The organism is Thioclava kandeliae (genome assembly GCF_040297545.1).
GTDB lineage: Bacteria > Pseudomonadota > Alphaproteobacteria > Rhodobacterales > Rhodobacteraceae > Thioclava > Thioclava kandeliae.
On record NZ_JAYWLC010000002.1, the window covers coordinates 1 to 16,287 of the forward strand.

The window sequence follows — 16,287 nt, forward strand, 5'->3', positions numbered from 1 at the left end:
CAGTCGTTCGGCACTCTTCTCGCCATAGTCCGCGCCGGTCTTGGCGCCAACCTCGAGCTCCATTAGTCGCTCGGCGGCAAAGCCAATCATCTCACGCAGTAAATCTGCATCGCCGCTCTGTTCGACAAGCGCGCGAAGGTCCATCATAGGTTTGGTCATCGGGTGTCATCCTTGGATCAGATTGAGTCTAGCAACCCGACCTTACTAAGAAACCCGATGGCCACCTGAGCTACACCACCCCGTGGGACACGATCGCTTGAATATCTGGTGGTTACGACACTGGGGTGCGGTTAGGGTTTGGCTCGCCCAGGTGGGACCGCAAAGCGACGCATGAGGCGCCGAAGGGCAGGCATCCTAACTCCCCCGGGAACACCCACCCGCTCCGGATCAACGCTTCTGTGGACCTCCCCTCACTTTGCTGCGCCTCCACCAGTCCGATTGTTTGGGCGCAGCACAGCCCCCGCGCAGATGCAAGAGCGCCTGAGACCGGCGGGCCGTCGCGACATGGCTGGTCCCGGTTTCTGACAACCAATCAGGACTACGGTGCCGGCACCAACCAGGAATTCCATTGGGAACGTTGCCGCATATGGTCCTTGTTGATCCCGCTCGCTGCGAAAGTGATGCCAGACAGGTCTTTGTTAGACGGGACAAGATTGACCCGCCCGCCCGAGGTTTGGTGGAATACGAGATGGAAGAGACCTTACGTTCTGACATATCGGCCTTCGGTAGCTGTAAAAGGGTGGGGCATGTTAAAGGGCGCCTGCATCATCTTGATGGTATGCGTCCGGCATGGCGTGATGCGGTGCCAAGGGCAGGATTTCTCCTCTCCCTCGATCACTGCCTCGCGCCCAGGAACCGATTTATCCAGCAACTGGCGGAATGCCCCCGGAATCTCGAAATATGGGGAGCCATTGTGCGCAGCGCATCCGGTTGCGAGCCTGAACCTGAACCGGGAAAGCTACCAGAGGATCAAACCCGTGGTGGATCTTCGCGCTTGCCGACCGGAGTGGCGATGCGGATTTGTTGCGCGAGATGATCGGCTTTATCGCGGAGCACCTGATGGCTCGGAGGTAGGCGTGGACCAGGGAGACATCAGGGCTGAGCGGCTGGCTCCGCGCAATGGCCCCAGAGAGCGGGATCGGCAGATCCGCGTATCCCGACATATCCGGTCTGGGGAAGGGAAGCGGGGAGGCTGTTCTCAGCGACACCCAGTAACGATCTTCCAGAACGTCAAGCAGCGCTGCTTTTTCAGCGGGGGTTTGCGGAGAGCTGTCGATGTGTCTCTGGTGGTCGGCCGGTTTGGTGATCTCGGCGCATAGGGGCATGAAAAAAGGCCGGGAAGATGTCCCGGCCTTTCCATCGTTATCAGCCCAGCTCTGCCAATCGTTTGACGGCAGCGGCGATCTTGTCCGCCTCTTCCTGACGAAGTGCCAGATTGCCGCGAGTTTCCTCGATCACCTCGGCCTCGGCTTTTTCGAGGAATTTCGGGTTCTTCAGACGCCCCTCCATTCCGCCGATCTCCTTCTGGATCTTGGCCAGAGCTTTCTCCAACCGAGTCTTCTCGGCTTTGACGTCGATCACCCCTTCGAGCGGCAGGCCGAAGAGCGCGCCATGGGCAGGGATCGAGATCGCCCCTTTCGGGATCGGCCCTTCGGTGATGCTGTCCACGCGCGCCAGTTTCAGGATCAGCGCCTCGTTATTGGCAAGCGCCGCACGCGCCGCCGCATCGGCCTCGGCCAGGATCATCGGCAGTTTCAGTCCCACCGGCACGCCCATCTGCGCCCGCGAGGAGCGGATTTCCTCGATCAGCGCGATCACCCAGTTCATCTCGGCATCGGCTGCCGGGTCAACGAGTTCCGCTGCCGTGTAAACGGGCCAATCGCCATGGGCCAGAAGCTTCGTGCGCTCGCCGGTCAGCTCCCAGAGCTCTTCGGTGATGAAGGGCATGATCGGGTGCAGCATGGTATAGGCCTGATCCAGCACCCAGCGCATGGTCTCGCGGGTTTCCTGTGCATGCTCGCCGTCAAACAGAGGCTTGGCGAATTCGACATACCAGTCGCAGACCTTGCCCCAGACGAAGCCGTAAAGTGCGTTGGCGGCGTCATTGAAACGATAGGTGTCAAAGGCCGCATCGACCTCTTCGCGGACCTTGGCGACCTCGCCCACGATCCAGCGGTTTACCGTATGGGTGGGCGCGGGCATTGCGACAGGTGCGCCCTCGAACACCCCATTCATCTCTGCGAAGCGGGTCGCGTTCCAGATCTTGGTGCCGAAGTTGCGATAGCCCGCGATGCGGTCTTTCGAGAGTTTCAGCACGCCGCCAAGGGCCGCCATCGACGCATTGGTGAAGCGCAGCGCGTCGGCCCCGAACTCGTCGATGATTTCCAGCGGATCGATGACATTGCCGGTGGTCTTCGACATCTTCTTGCCCTTCTCGTCACGCACGAGCTGGTGCAGGTAGACGGTGTGGAACGGCACCTGATCGACAACGGCGAGCTGCATCATCATCATGCGCGCCACCCAGAAGAACAGGATGTCAAAGCCGGTGACCAGAACATCGGTCGGGAAGTATTTCTTGGTGCTCTCGTCCCAGTTCGGCCAGCCCAGCGTGCCGATCGGCCAGAGGCCCGAAGAGAACCAGGTATCGAGCACATCGCCGTCGCGCCAGACCGGATAGACCAGATGGGTCGGGTCCTGAGACAGGTTATACTCGGCCAGAGATGCCGCCAGCGTTTCCATTGCGGCCTTCCGGTCGGCCACCTCGACGATACGGGCCGCCGAGAGCGGCACGGGCAGAGCGGCATTCGCATCGCGGAACATCTCGGTCACCGAGTCGAAATCGGCGGCGCAATGGTGGATGTCACCACGGTGCAGCATGCCGCCTTCGTTCAAGAGACGGCCCAGTTCGACCTCGTCCAGATCGCCATTGTTCTCGTCATCGGTGAAACCCGTCACCGACAGGTCCAGGCCATACCATACAGGGATCTGATGCCCCCACCAGAGCTGGCGCGAGATGCACCACGGCTCGATGTTTTCGAGCCAGTGGAAATAGGTCTTCTCGCCCGATTCCGGCATGATCTTGGTGCGGCCATCGCGCACGGCATCCAGTGCCTTGCCCACGATCTTCTCGGCATCGACGAACCACTGGTCGGTCAGCATCGGCTCGATCACCACCTTCGAGCGGTCGCCGAAGGGCTGCATGATCGGCTTGTCCTCGACATAAGGCACCCAGATCGCGGCTTCGTTATCCTCGTCATCAGTGATGATCTTCTCGATCGTCACCGCAAGCCCGGCGGCATTGATATCCGCGATCACCGCCTTGCGGGCCTCGAACCGGTCCATGCCGCGATATTTCTCGGGCACGAGGTTGAGGCTGTCGATCTCCATCTCGCCCGCTTCGGCGCCTGCCGCGATCTCGCGGGCACGCGCCACGCAGTCCTCGTAAGGCAGGCCATCGGCGCGCATCGCGCCCTGCATGTCCATCAGGCGATACATCGGCAGGTTGCAGCGTTTGGCGACCTGATAATCGTTGAAATCATGCGCGCCGGTGATCTTCACGGCGCCCGAGCCGAAGGTCATGTCCGGATATTCGTCCGCCACGATCGGGATCAGACGGTCACAGAGCGGCAGATGCACCATCTTGCCGACGATGGGCGCATAACGCTCGTCTTTGGGGTTCACGGCCACCGCGCCATCGCCCAGCATGGTTTCGGGGCGGGTGGTCGCGATGGAGATATAGTCGCGCACCTCCTCGAAGGTGACGTTGCCGTCCTCGTCCTTCTCGCGGTAGGTATAGGTCTCGCCACCGGCCAGCTTGTATTTGAAGTGCCACATATGGCCCGCGACTTCGATATTCTCGACTTCGAGGTCCGAGATCGCGGTCTCGAAATGGGGGTCCCAGTTCACGAGACGCTTGCCGCGATAGATCATGCCCTTGTTATACATATCCACGAAGACCTTGATGACGGCATCGTGGAAATTCGGGCTATTTTCGTGGCCGGTGCGCGGATCGCCCGGTGCGCCCGCCATGGTGAAAGCATTGCGCGACCAGTCGCAGGACGAGCCAAGTCGCTGAAGCTGGCCCACGATGGTCGAGCCGTATTGGCCCTTCCAGTCCCAGACCTTCTCCAGGAATTTCTCGCGGCCCAGCTCGCGGCGGCCCGGCTGGCCGGTCTTGGCCAGTTCCTTTTCCACCATCAGCTGGGTGGCGATGCCGGCATGGTCCTGACCCGGCTGCCAGAGCGTGTCAAAGCCGCGCATCCGGTGCCAGCGGACCAGAATATCCTGAATGGTGTTGTTGAACGCATGGCCCACATGCAGCGCGCCGGTCACGTTCGGCGGCGGGATCATGATGGTGAAGGTTTCGGGGCGCGAGGCATTGGCGCCCGCTTTGAAGGCCCCTGCCTCTTCCCATTTGGCGGAGATGCGGGGTTCTGCCTCGGCGGCGTTGAAGGTCTTTTCCATCGGCATGCGTCTGATCCTTGTAAGGCTTGGCCCTCTTTAACGTGGGCCAAGCGCGAGGAAAAGCCTTTGGAGCAAGGCAAATGTGTCAGAGCGTGATCCGGTAGAGCGCGAATCCGTCTTGGGCTTCGCCCGCATCCGCGATCTGCACACCCTTCACGGCCTCCATGAAGTCCCGTCCAGCGGGGCCGGAGGCGAAGGTCACCGTGGTGCCTTCCATTGGCGCAAAGCTCCAGTTGCCATCCGCCGCGGGGTTGATCGTGCCTTGCTCCTGAATAAACCGCACGATGATATCGCGATTGGTATCAGGCCCTTCGAACACGATTTTCGAGGCATCCACGCCCGGGAAATGGCCACCGCCGCCAGCGCGGTAATTGTTCGACGCCACGATGAACTCCTGATCAGGGTCAATGGGTTTGCCCTCGAACATCAGATCCACGATCCGCCCGCCCTCGCTGACCTGTTTGCCCTCGCTGTCGAATTTGGCGGGTTTCGAGAGGTCGATGCGGTAGCTCACCCCGTCGATCACGTCGAAATTATAGCTCGGGAAATCGGGGTTGAGGAGGGGCGCATCCTTGGCCCCCACCTCGATCTGGTTGAACGCCCCCGCCGAACGCTCGAGCCAGTCGGCCACGGTGGCACCCGTCACCTTCAGCGCGCGGAAGGTGTTGGGATAGAGATAGAGATCGGCCACATTCTTGATGGCAACAGGGCCTTTGGCGACATTGGTGTAATAGTCCGGCCCGCCACGCCCGCCGCATTTGAAGGGTGCCGCCGCCGAGAGGATCGGCAGACCCTTATAGGCGGTTTCCTTCAGCATATCCTTGGCATACCAGCTCTGCGCCTGCGAGACGATCTGCACCGAAGGGTCATCGGCGACCAGTGCGAAATAGCTGTAGAGCGGGGCCGAGGTCTCGCCCACCGGTGAGCGGATATAGGCCAGCGTCGCCTGATGGTCCGGCTCGACGGCCTCGGTGATGGGTGCGAAGCTCTCGGTCAGGGCGATGGCCTTGCGGTCCTCGCGCTTGTAGATGGGGCGGGCCTCGGAAGTATGGCTCACAATCCCCCATTTGCCGTTCTGCTTCTCCAGCATCAGGTCGATCAGCCCCATATGCGAGCCCCAGAACCCTGCCATCACGGCGGGCTTGCCGGCGAGCGTGCCCTTCTCGGCATCCACGCCCTCGATGCCCTCATAATCGGGGCCGGGCAGGACACGGTGCTGGTGGCCGGTCAGCACGACATCGATACCCTCGACCTCGGCCACATAAAGAGCCGCGTTTTCCATGCCTTCGGTGTAACCGCCGCCCTCGATGCCGGTATGGGCCAGCGCGATCACCAGATCACAGGCCTCGTCGCCTTTCAGCTTGGGCACCCATGCCTTGGCCGCCGCCACGATATCGCGCGTCGAGACTCGGCCTTTCAGATTGGCCTCGTCCCATTGCATGATCTGTGGCGGGACGAAACCGATCACGCCGATCTTCACCAGATGCGCCTCGCCCGAGCCATCGGTCAGGGCGCGCTCCATCACATAATAGGGCGGGAAGAGTGTCTGGTCCTCCAGCGGATCGGCGCTTAGCTCGGGGCCCGAGACGACATTGGCGCAGACGAAGGGGAAGGCTGCCGCCTCGAGGGATGCCTGCAGGAATTCGAGCCCGTAATTGAACTCGTGATTGCCGAGCGTCGCGCAATCATAGCCAAGGATGTTCATCGCCTTGACCATCGGGTGCACGTCATCGCCTACACCTTTCTGATGCGCGATGTAATCACCCAGAGGATTGCCCTGCAGCAAGTCGCCATTATCCAGCAGAAGCGTGTTCTCGGCCTCGTCGCGCAAGCCCTCGATCAGGGTCGCGGTGCGGGCCAGCCCTTGGGTGTCGTCGGGCTTGTCGCCGTAATAGTCATAGGGGTCGAGCGCCACATGGATATCGGTCGTCTCGATGATGCGCAGATGGATCTGGCCCTCGGCGGCCTCGGCCTTGAACGGATGCACCAGATAGGCGCCGGTGGCGGCGGTAGCCGACAGAAAGAAGCGGCGAGAAATGCCCGACATGAAAATCCCCTTCATCAGTTTTTTCCAAATCTGGCGCAGATCCCCGACAGTTTCACGACAATTGCGCAGGGCACGTCGGGTCAATCCGCCGCAACCTGCCGAAATGCGCGAAAATTAGACCACACGATCAATTCCTATCAACGAGCGGAGGACGGCTTCGGGGTTGATTTGGGTGGTTCAGCTGGCACTTTGGGGACGTGACGCGGTAATTTGCCCTTTTCAGGGCAGGGCTTTGGCCCCATATCGCAGCTCTGGAAAGGCAGGAAGGGCGGACAGCCTCACCTGAGAACGAATTGCGTAAGCGCTTTCCCATCCGCAGGGCGGTTCCTGCATTGGGGCAAGAGGTGGCTGCCACTATGATGGGAGGAAAGCCGATGGGCGTTTCGAAGACGATCTGGATGAACCCGTCCGAGATTATCCGTGTGAACCGGCCCGATCATCCGGTGCTGGTCTTCTCTCCTGCGGTGCTACAGCAGACGGCGGTGCGCTATATCCGCGGCTTTCCGGGGCTTGTGACCTATGATGTCAAATCGAACCCCGCCGAAATGGTGATCGAGAATCTCGCCGCCGCCAGTATCCGCGGCTTCGATGTGGCCTCGCCCGACGAGATCGATCTGATCCGCCGCCTCGCGCCCAATTGCGCGCTCCATTACCATAATCCCGTGCGCGGGCGGGCCGAGATCGCCCATGCGGTCGAGGCCGGCGTGAAGGTCTGGTCGGTCGATAGCCGGAGCGAATTGTCGAAGCTGGTCGATCTGGTGCCCTATGAGGGCTGCGAGATCTCGGTGCGCTTCGAGCTGGCCGACGAGACGGGGGCCTATGACGCAAGCGCGAAGTTCGGCGCGACCGAGGATCTGGCGGTTGCTCTTCTGCGCGATGTGGATGAGGCGGGCTTCAAGCCCTCGCTCACCTTCCAGCCCGGATCGCAGGTGACCGACCCGATGGTCTGGGACCGCTACATCCGTGCCGCGGCGCGCATTGCGGAGCAGGCAGGTGTCAGGCTTCACCGGCTTAACGTGGGCGGGGGATTCCCCAATCACCGCAAGGCGGGTCCTGCGCCCAAGGTCGAGGAGATCTTCACCACCATTGACCGCGTGGCAGGCGAGGCCTTTGGCGAGGCGCGTCCCGCATTGGTCTGCGAGCCGGGGCGGGGGCTGGTGGGCGATGCCTTCACCCATATCACCCGCGTGAAATCGCTGCGCGATGGCGGTGACGTGTTCCTCAATGACGGGATCTATGGCGGGCTGGCCGATCTGCCGCTGGTGGGCAATATCGAGCGCCTGACCTGCTACGGACCTGATGGCCGCAAGCGCGAGGGCGCAACGCTCCCGCGCACGGTCTTCGGTCCGACCTGCGATCCGGTGGACCGCCTACCCAGCCAGCTGGCGCTCCCCGAGGATCTGGAGGAAGAGGATTACATCGTCTTCCACGGCATGGGGGCCTATAGCGCCGTGACCAACACCCGCTTCAGCGGTTTCGGCAAGATGGAGATCGTCACGGCGCTCAGTCTTGTGTGATCAGGGCTTCAGGCTGGTGGTGACGTAATTCACCGACAGATCGCGCGCCGAGGTGGACCAGCGCCATGTGATGGGGTTGAGCACCATGCCCTTGCGGTCGACCATATCCAGCTGGGCGTTCAGGACCATGTCCTCCAGCTCGTCGGGGGTGATGAACTTTGCCCAGTCATGGGTGCCGTTGGGGAGCCATTTCAGGATCCGTTCGGCCCCGATGATGGCGAACATATAGCTCTTGGCATTGCGATTGAGGGTGGAGACAAACATCATCCCCCCCGATTTCACCAGCGCCGCACAGGTCTCGATGAACTCTTGCGGCACGGCCACATGTTCGACGATCTCCATCGCCAGAACCACGTCGAATGTCTCGCCATCTGCGGCCAGCGCCTCGGCGGTGCCGTGGCGGTAATCGATCTCGAGCCCCGATTGCTCGGCATGCAGCCGCGCCACCGGCAGGTTGCCTTCAGCGGCATCCACACCGACCACGGTCGCGCCGAGCCGCGCCATCGGTTCCGACAGGAGCCCGCCGCCACAGCCGATATCCAGAATGCGCAGCCCTTCAAAAGGTCGTGCGTCGCGCAGGTTGCGGCCGAATTGCGCTGCGATCTGTGTGGTCAGATAGTCGAGGCGGCAAGGGTTCATCTGGTGCAGCGGGCGGAACTTGCCGTTCGGGTCCCACCATTCGGCGGCCATCGCCTCAAATTTGGCGACTTCATCGGGATTGATCGTCGATTTCGCGTCTGACATGCTTTGCCCTCGAAATATCTGCCTCTGCCCCGTGGTGGAGCACCGTTTTGCGCTATATAGTCTGATCATGGATAGAACTGCAGGTCAAAAACGTCAGCCGACATCATATCTTTACCCGCCGATCGAGCCTTTCGACCGGCGGATGCTCGATGTGGGCGATGGCCATCAGCTGTATGTCGAGCAATCGGGCAATCCGCATGGCGTGCCCGTGGTAGTGTTCCATGGCGGTCCGGGGGGCGGGTGCAGCCCCGCGATGCGCCGGTTCTTCGATCCGGCCCATTACCGGATCGTGCTCTTCGACCAGCGTGGTTGCGGGCTGTCCAAGCCGCAGGCCTCGGTGGAGCATAATACCACATGGCATCTGGTCGCCGATATCGAGCTGATTCGTCAAACCCTCGGGATCGAGCGCTGGATCGTTTTCGGCGGCAGCTGGGGGGCAACGCTGGCGCTGATCTATGCCGAGGCGCATCCGGACCATGTGCAGGCGCTGGTGCTGCGCGGTGTGTTTCTGGCGATGCAGCGCGAGATCGACTGGTTTTACGGGGGCGGCGCGGGGCAGTTCTTCCCCGATCTGTGGACGCGCTTTTGCGAGCAGATCCCCGAGGAGGAACGCGACGATCTCGTCGGGGCCTATCACAAACGCCTCTTCTGCGGCGATTATGTGACCGAGGCCCGCCATGCCCGCATCTGGACGATGTGGGAAAACGCTCTGGCATCGGTGGATACTGACGGCCATATGGGCGAGGCGCCGGCGGATTATGCCCGTGCGTTCGCGCGTCTGGAAAACCACTATTTTACCAACAGGGCCTTCCTTGACGAGGATGGCCAGATCCTGCGTGACCGTCACCGGATCGAGCATATCCCGACCATGATCGTGCAGGGGCGGATGGATATGATCTGCCCGCCGCTTTCGGCATGGCGTCTGGCGCGGGACTGGCCGCTGGCCGAACTGCAGATGGTGCCAGCCTCGGGGCACGCGCTGTCGGAGCCGCGTATCACGCAGGCGCTGGTGGGGATCATGGACAGGCTGCGTCGCTGAGGCTCCGAAAGCGGGGCCTGCGCGAAACGCTTGCAAACAGGCGTTCTGTAAGCTATAGACAAGGCCAACAGCGGCGTGTCGGGCTTGGCTCGGCATCCACCGAACCTATGTAACGGGCCGCTTGGCCCGTTTTTTGTTATACGGGTCAAGGCATTCAACGAAGGACGGACATGACCGACCTCATCGCAAAGACCGCCATCGACCGGCGTTTGGCAGATATTGTTCAGCCCACCATTGAGGGGCTGGGTTTCGAGTTGATTCGTATCCGCCTGCAGGGCGGCAGGACGGCAACGCTCCAGATCATGGCTGATCGCCCCGAGGGCGGTATCATCGTGGATGATTGCGCCAAGATCTCGACCGCGGTGAGTGCCGTTCTGGATGTGGAAGACCCGATCGAGGAGAATTACCATCTCGAGGTCTCCTCGCCGGGTATCGACCGCCCGCTGACGCGTCTGAAGGATTTCGACGCATGGGAAGGCTACGAGGCGAAGATCGAGACCTCCGAGATGATCGACGGCCGCCGCCGCTTCAAAGGTTTTATCCGTGGCACGGAGGGCGAGGAGGTCCTTCTCGAGCTGGAAGAACAGGGCGAGACGGTGACCATCGGTCTGCAATTCGACTGGCTGTCGGATGCAAAGCTCGTGCTGACCGACGACCTGATTGACGAGATGCTGCGCCAGAAGAAAGCCTCTGGTGCGATTGATGAAACCCAATTCGACGAGATCGAAACGGATACGGATGCTTCCGACGAGGAGAAAGAGTGATGGCAATCACCTCTGCCAACCAGCTTGAACTGCTGCAGACCGCCGAGGCCGTGGCCCGCGAAAAGATGATCGACCCCGATCTGGTGATCGAGGCGATGGAGGATTCGCTGGCCCGTGCGGCAAAGTCCCGTTACGGCTCGGAAATGGACATCCGCGTCCATATCGACCGCAAGACCGGTCGTGCGACCTTCACGCGGGTGCGCACCGTCGTGGCCGACGAAGATCTGGAAAACTATCAGGCAGAGCTGACCGTCAAGCAGGCCAAGCAATACAAGGCAGAGCCGGAGATCGGTGACGAGATCATCGACGAGGTTCCCCCGGTCGATCTGGGCCGCATCGCCGCGCAATCCGCCAAGCAGGTGATCCTGCAGCGCGTGCGCGAAGCTGAGCGTGACCGCCAGTTCGACGAGTTCAAGGATCGCAAGGGCACCATCATCAATGGTGTGGTCAAGCGCGAGGAATACGGCAATATCATCGTCGATATCGGTCGTGGTGAGGGTATCCTGCGCCGCAACGAGAAGATCGGCCGCGAATCCTACCGCCCGAGCGACCGCATCCGCTGCTTCGTGAAAGACGTGCGCCGCGAGACCCGTGGCCCGCAGATCTTCCTGTCGCGCACCGATCCGCAATTCATGGCGGAACTGTTCAAGATGGAAGTGCCGGAGATTTATGACGGCATCATCGAGATCAAGGCCGTGGCCCGTGATCCGGGCTCGCGCGCGAAGATCGCCGTGATCTCGCATGACAATTCGATCGACCCCGTCGGCGCTTGCGTCGGTATGCGCGGTTCGCGTGTGCAGGCCGTCGTGGGCGAGCTGCAGGGCGAGAAGATCGACATTATTCCGTGGAACGAAGATACCGCGACCTTCCTCGTGAACGCGCTGCAGCCGGCAGAAGTGTCGAAAGTGGTCTTCGATGAAGAAGCGCAGAAGATTGAAGTGGTTGTGCCCGACGAGCAGCTGTCGCTGGCCATCGGCCGTCGCGGCCAGAACGTGCGTCTTGCCTCGCAGCTGACCGGTCTCGATATCGACATCATGACCGAGGCCGATGAATCGAGCCGCCGTCAGGCCGAATTCGCAGAGCGGACCAAACTGTTCGTGGATGCACTTGATATCGACGAGTTCTTTGCCCAACTTCTGGTTTCGGAAGGCTTCACCACTCTCGAGGAGGTGGCCTATGTCGAGAGCGACGAGCTGATGTCCATCGAAGGTATCGATGATGGCACCGCCGAGGAACTCCAGGCCCGCGCCCGCGATTATATCGAGGAGCTGAACCGCAAGGCCATCGAGAGCGCTCGCGCGCTCGGTGCCGAGGACAGCCTCTTCGAGGTCGAAGGTCTGACCGCACCGATGGTCGAGGCGCTGGCAAAAGACGGCGTGAAGACGCTGGAAGATTTCGCGACCTGCGCCGACTGGGAGCTGGCCGGTGGCTGGACCACCGTCGATGGCAAGCGCCAGAAAGACGACGGTCTTCTGGAGGCGTTCGACGTCTCGCTGGAAGATGCGCAGACAATGGTTATGACCGCACGCGTTCAGCTGGGTTGGGTTGACCCGACCGAGCTGGAAGCAGCGGCAGACGTAGAAGAGGCCGAGGGCGAAGAGCCCAAGGCCTGAAAGAGAAGGGGATCGGACCGATCATGAGCCGTGGTGGGCGAGACAAAACAAATGACGAGTCGGAACGGCGCTGCATCGTCACGCAAGACGTGCAGCCCAAGGCCGGGCTTGTGCGTTTCGTGCTGGGGCCGGACGGTCTGATCTATCCCGACGTGGCAGAAAAACTGCCGGGTCGGGGGATCTGGGTGACCTCGGATCGCGAGATCATCGAGAAGGCAGTTGCCAAGGGATTGTTCTCCCGTGGCGCAAAAACCAAGGCGGAGGCGCCGGATAATCTGGCGGATCTCGTCGATCAGGCTCTTGCACAACGCGTGGTCGAGCTTATCTCCTTGGTCAGGAAATCTGGCAAAGCCGTATGTGGCTTTGAAAAGGTCAAGGGCTGGCTCGCGGAAGGTCGGGCAAAGGTACTCTTCCAGGCGACCGATGGATCGGAACGCGGGAAGGGCAAGCTCTGGACCCCCGAAGGCAGCCGTTGGTTCGGTTGCCTGACCAGCGCGGAATTGGGTTTGGCTTTTGGGCGTGATCGTGCAATACACGGCGCGCTTGGTTCTGGTGGACTCACTCCGCGTGTCATAACAGAAGCGGCAAGGCTTGCGGGGATGCGCAAGCAGGACGGCGGCAAAGCGGCTGCCAGTAAGGATACGAAGACGGCATGAGCGATACGGACGGCAAAAAAACCCTCGGTCTTGGTGGCGCACGCCCCGGTTCGGTGAAGCAGAGCTTCAGCCACGGGCGCACCAAGAGCGTGGTGGTGGAAACCAAGACCAAGAAACGGGTCGTGAACAAGCCTGCGGCCGGTGCGGCCGGCAAGCCCTCCGGCTCGCGCCCGAATTTGGGTGACCCTAAAAAACGCCCTGCAGGCATCTCCGATGCCGAGATGGAGCGCCGTCTGAAGGCGCTCCAGGCTGCAAAAGCACGCGAAGTCGAGGAAGCTGCAACCCGTGAGGCCGAGGAAAAGGCCCGCGAGGAAGAGCGCGAGCGTCGTCGCGCCGAGCAGGAAGCAAAAGAGAAAGAAGAGCGTGAGCGCGAAGAAGCGCTGCGCCTGAAGGCAGAAGAGGACGAGCGCAAGGCGCGCGAGGCCGAACTGCGTGCGAAGAAGAAGGAAGAGGTCCGCAAGGCTCCCAAAGCCGACGCACCTGCCGCGCCGCAAGACCGCGCCGCTGCAGAGGCCGCTGCTTCGCGTGCCGAGACCAAAGGGGTTTCGGCCTCGGGTCCGCGCAAGACTGATCGTGAGCGTGATCGCAGTAGCGACCGCGATTCGCGTGGCAAAGCTGCCAAGGACGAGAGCCGCCGTTCGGGCAAGCTGTCGCTCAATGATGCGCTGACCGGCCGCGAAGGGCGCCAGCGCTCGCTCGCGTCGATGAAGCGCAAGCAGGAGCGTCAGCGTCAGAAGGGCATGGATAGCGGTCGCGCCGAGAAGCAGGTGCGCGATGTCCAGCTGCCGGAAACCATTCTGGTCGGCGAGCTTGCCAACCGTATGGCCGAACGGACTGCGGATGTGGTGAAATCGCTCATGAAAATGGGCATGATGGTGACCGCAAACCAGCCGCTTGATGTCGATACCGCAGAGCTGGTGATCGAGGAATTCGGCCACCGCGCGGTGCGCGTATCGGATGCGGATGTCGAGCAGGTGATCGACACGGTTCAGGACAAGGATGAAGATCTTCAGCCGCGTCCGCCGATCGTGACCATCATGGGCCACGTGGACCACGGCAAGACCTCGCTTCTGGATGCGATCCGTAAGGCGAATGTCGTTTCCGGTGAGGCCGGCGGCATCACCCAGCATATCGGCGCCTATCAGGTGACCACCGATAGCGGGGCGGTTCTGACTTTCCTCGACACCCCCGGCCACGCGGCGTTCACGTCGATGCGGGCACGCGGTGCCAATGTGACCGACGTTGTCATCCTGGTTGTGGCGGCAGACGATTCGGTCATGCCGCAGACGATCGAGGCGATCAACCACGCGAAAGCGGCGAATGTGCCGATGATCGTGGCGATCAACAAGATCGACAAGCACGAGGCAAACGCACAGCGCGTGCGCACCGAGCTTCTGCAGCATAACGTGGTTGTCGAAGAGATGGGCGGCGACGTCCAGACCGTTGAAGTGTCGGCCAAATCGGGCAAGGGGCTTGATACCCTGCTGGACGCCATCGCGCTTCAGGCAGAGATCCTCGAGCTGAAAGCCAACCCGAACCGTCAGGCGCAGGGTGCGGTGATCGAAGCCAAGCTCGATGTGGGTCGTGGCCCGGTTGCCACCGTTCTGGTGCAGCACGGCACGCTCAAGCGCGGCGATATCTTCGTCGTGGGCGAGCAGTGGGGTAAGGTCCGCGCGCTGATCAACGATCGCGGTGACCGCGTCGATGAAGCCGGTCCGTCGGTTCCGGTCGAGGTGCTCGGCCTCAACGGTACGCCCGAAGCAGGCGACGTGTTGAACGTGGTTGAAACCGAGGCACAGGCCCGCGAGATCGCGGATTACCGTATCTCGGCCGCCAAGGACAAACGTGCGGCTGCCGGTGCGGCGACGACGCTGGAGCAGCTGATGGCGAAAGCCAAGGCCGACAAGAGCGTTTCGGAACTGGCCGTTGTGGTCAAGGCCGACGTGCAGGGGTCGACCGAGGCGATTGTTCAGGCGCTCGAGAAGATCGGCAACGAGGAAGTGCGCGTGCGCGTCATCCATTCGGGTGTGGGTGCGATCACCGAATCCGATATCGGTCTGGCCGAAGCAAGCCAGGCGCCGGTCATCGGCTTCAACGTCCGTGCCAACGCTCCGGCGCGCAGCTCGGCCAACCAGAAAGGTGTCGAGATCCGCTATTACTCGATCATCTATGATCTGGTGGATGACATCAAAGCGGCCGCATCGGGCCTGCTGTCGGCCGAGATCCGCGAGAACTTCATCGGCTATGCCGAGATTCGCGAAGTCTTCAAGGTTACCGGCGTCGGCAAGGTTGCAGGCTGCTTGGTCACCGAGGGCGTTGCCCGCCGTTCGGCAGGCGTGCGTCTGCTGCGCGAGGATGTGGTGATCCACGAAGGCACCTTGAAGACGCTCAAGCGCTTCAAGGACGAGGTCAAGGAAGTCATCTCCGGTCAGGAATGCGGTATGGCCTTCGAGCGTTACGAGGATATCCGCCCCGGCGATGTCATCGAGATCTTCGAGCGCGAAGAGATCGAACGCTCGCTCTGATCACACACAAGAAAAGGCGGCCCGCGAGGCCGCCTTTTTTATTGCGCGAAAGGGCGGGGCTCAGAGCCCCAGCACATCCATCATATCATATTGCCCGGGGTCCTTGTCCTGACCCCAGAGCGCCGCTTTCACAGCTCCGCGGGCGAAGATGCCGCGATCGGTCGCCATATGGCGCAGGATGATCCGCTCGCCCATGCCCGCAAACAGCACATCATGTTCGCCCACGATATCGCCACCACGGATGGCGGAGAAGCCGATGGCGCCTTTCTCGCGCGCGCCGGTGATGCCGTCGCGACCGGCTTCGCGGTGATCGGCAAGCCGGATGCCACGGCCCTCGGCTGCGGCCTCGCCCAGCATCAGTGCGGTGCCCGAAGGCGCATCGACCTTGCGGTTGTGATGGGCCTCGATCACCTCGATATCCCAATCCTCATCCAGCGCTTGGGCGACTTTTTTCGTCAGCTGGGTCAGCAGGTTCACGCCAAGGCTCATATTGCCCGCGCGCACCTGCACCGCATGGAAGGCCGCGGGTTTCAGCGCCTCGAGCTGCTCATCGGTGAACCCTGTCGTGCCGATCACATGGGTGGCGCGTGCCTGCGCGGCGAGTTCGGCAAATTCCAGCGTGGCTTCGGGGGTGGTGAAGTCGATCACCGCCTGGGCCTTGGCAAAGGCCTCGAGCGGGTCATCGGTGACCACGACGCCATGGCCCAGCCCCATCAGCTCGCCCAGATCGCGGCCGGCCCAACCGTTGCCCTGCCGCACGACCGCGCCGGCCAGCTGCACTTTGTCGGAGGCCACGACGCTGCGGATCAGCATCTGCCCCATACGGCCCGAGGCCCCTGTGATGACGATTCCGGGAAGTTCACCCATGGTTCTCTCTTTCGTTATTGGCCTTTCAGTTGCGACCCTGCTTATCCTGAG

Annotated in this window: 10 protein-coding genes and 2 pseudogenes; 7 read left to right on the forward strand and 5 right to left on the reverse strand. The window is 61.8% G+C overall.

The window, feature by feature from the left end; genetic code table 11:
• Positions 1 to 159, reverse strand: a pseudogene (locus VSX56_RS02670) (IS256 family transposase); the annotation flags it as partial.
• 809 nt (positions 160 to 968) lie between these two features.
• Between VSX56_RS02670 and VSX56_RS02675 the strand changes: the two are divergent.
• Positions 969 to 1,151 (forward strand): annotated as a pseudogene (locus VSX56_RS02675) (IS256 family transposase); the annotation flags it as partial.
• A 214-nt stretch (positions 1,152 to 1,365) separates the two neighbouring features.
• Here the strand turns inward: VSX56_RS02675 and VSX56_RS02680 are convergent.
• Positions 1,366 to 4,470, reverse strand: coding sequence for a valine--tRNA ligase (locus VSX56_RS02680; RefSeq protein ID WP_339113722.1), 3,105 nt, complete (start codon positions 4,468 to 4,470; stop codon positions 1,366 to 1,368).
• A 79-nt stretch (positions 4,471 to 4,549) separates the two neighbouring features.
• Positions 4,550 to 6,511 carry a bifunctional 2',3'-cyclic-nucleotide 2'-phosphodiesterase/3'-nucleotidase gene (locus tag VSX56_RS02685; protein WP_350934670.1) on the reverse strand — a complete coding sequence of 654 codons (1,962 nt, stop codon included), beginning with the start codon at positions 6,509 to 6,511 and terminating at the stop codon, positions 4,550 to 4,552.
• Positions 6,512 to 6,885: 374 nt separating this feature from the next.
• Between VSX56_RS02685 and VSX56_RS02690 the strand changes: the two genes are divergently transcribed.
• Complete coding sequence (locus VSX56_RS02690; protein ID WP_350934672.1) at positions 6,886 to 8,028, forward strand: type III PLP-dependent enzyme domain-containing protein; 1,143 nt, start codon at positions 6,886 to 6,888, stop codon at positions 8,026 to 8,028.
• Here VSX56_RS02690 and ubiG read toward each other — a convergent pair whose 3' ends face one another.
• Positions 8,029 to 8,772 (reverse strand): bifunctional 2-polyprenyl-6-hydroxyphenol methylase/3-demethylubiquinol 3-O-methyltransferase UbiG, encoded by a 744-nt coding sequence (gene ubiG / locus VSX56_RS02695; RefSeq protein WP_339113719.1) that lies wholly within the window; start codon positions 8,770 to 8,772, stop codon positions 8,029 to 8,031.
• 67 nt (positions 8,773 to 8,839) lie between these two features.
• Here ubiG and pip point away from each other — a divergent pair, with 67 nt between their 5' ends.
• The 5 genes from pip to infB all read left to right on the forward strand — a co-directional run bounded on the left by pip (position 8,840) and on the right by infB (position 15,369).
• Complete coding sequence (gene pip / locus VSX56_RS02700) at positions 8,840 to 9,811, forward strand: prolyl aminopeptidase (protein WP_350934676.1); 972 nt, start codon at positions 8,840 to 8,842, stop codon at positions 9,809 to 9,811.
• A gap of 170 nt (positions 9,812 to 9,981) precedes the next feature.
• The gene (rimP, locus tag VSX56_RS02705; RefSeq protein ID WP_339113717.1) at positions 9,982 to 10,575 is read left to right on the forward strand and encodes a ribosome maturation factor RimP; all 594 of its coding nucleotides are present in this window, start codon (positions 9,982 to 9,984) and stop codon (positions 10,573 to 10,575) included.
• Complete coding sequence (nusA, locus tag VSX56_RS02710) at positions 10,575 to 12,188, forward strand: transcription termination factor NusA (RefSeq protein WP_339113716.1); 1,614 nt, start codon at positions 10,575 to 10,577, stop codon at positions 12,186 to 12,188. Before rimP ends, nusA begins: the two co-directional genes overlap by 1 nt.
• Positions 12,189 to 12,211: 23 nt before the next feature.
• On the forward strand, positions 12,212 to 12,844 hold the full coding sequence (locus VSX56_RS02715) for an RNA-binding protein (protein ID WP_339113715.1): 633 nt from the start codon (positions 12,212 to 12,214) through the stop codon (positions 12,842 to 12,844).
• Positions 12,841 to 15,369 (forward strand): translation initiation factor IF-2, encoded by a 2,529-nt coding sequence (infB, locus tag VSX56_RS02720; protein ID WP_339113714.1) that lies wholly within the window; start codon positions 12,841 to 12,843, stop codon positions 15,367 to 15,369. Before VSX56_RS02715 ends, infB begins: the two co-directional genes overlap by 4 nt.
• 60 nt (positions 15,370 to 15,429) lie before the next feature.
• Here the strand turns inward: infB and dapB are convergent, their stop codons facing one another.
• Complete coding sequence (gene dapB / locus VSX56_RS02725) at positions 15,430 to 16,236, reverse strand: 4-hydroxy-tetrahydrodipicolinate reductase (RefSeq protein WP_350934680.1); 807 nt, start codon at positions 16,234 to 16,236, stop codon at positions 15,430 to 15,432.
• Positions 16,237 to 16,287 lie beyond the last annotated feature (51 nt).

What these genes read in the sequence shown, in the direction of transcription:
- pip (WP_350934676.1), top strand. Translation starts at nt 8,840, where the DNA reads ATGGATAGAACTGCAGGTCAAAAACGTCAGCCGACATCATATCTTTAC.
- VSX56_RS02690 (WP_350934672.1), top strand. Translation starts at nt 6,886, where the DNA reads ATGGGCGTTTCGAAGACGATCTGGATGAACCCGTCCGAGATTATCCGT.
- dapB (WP_350934680.1), bottom strand. Translation starts at nt 16,236, where the DNA reads ATGGGTGAACTTCCCGGAATCGTCATCACAGGGGCCTCGGGCCGTATG.
- nusA (WP_339113716.1), top strand. Translation starts at nt 10,575, where the DNA reads ATGGCAATCACCTCTGCCAACCAGCTTGAACTGCTGCAGACCGCCGAG.
- VSX56_RS02685 (WP_350934670.1), bottom strand. Translation starts at nt 6,511, where the DNA reads ATGTCGGGCATTTCTCGCCGCTTCTTTCTGTCGGCTACCGCCGCCACC.
- infB (WP_339113714.1), top strand. Translation starts at nt 12,841, where the DNA reads ATGAGCGATACGGACGGCAAAAAAACCCTCGGTCTTGGTGGCGCACGC.
- VSX56_RS02715 (WP_339113715.1), top strand. Translation starts at nt 12,212, where the DNA reads ATGAGCCGTGGTGGGCGAGACAAAACAAATGACGAGTCGGAACGGCGC.
- VSX56_RS02680 (WP_339113722.1), bottom strand. Translation starts at nt 4,470, where the DNA reads ATGCCGATGGAAAAGACCTTCAACGCCGCCGAGGCAGAACCCCGCATC.
- ubiG (WP_339113719.1), bottom strand. Translation starts at nt 8,772, where the DNA reads ATGTCAGACGCGAAATCGACGATCAATCCCGATGAAGTCGCCAAATTT.
- rimP (WP_339113717.1), top strand. Translation starts at nt 9,982, where the DNA reads ATGACCGACCTCATCGCAAAGACCGCCATCGACCGGCGTTTGGCAGAT.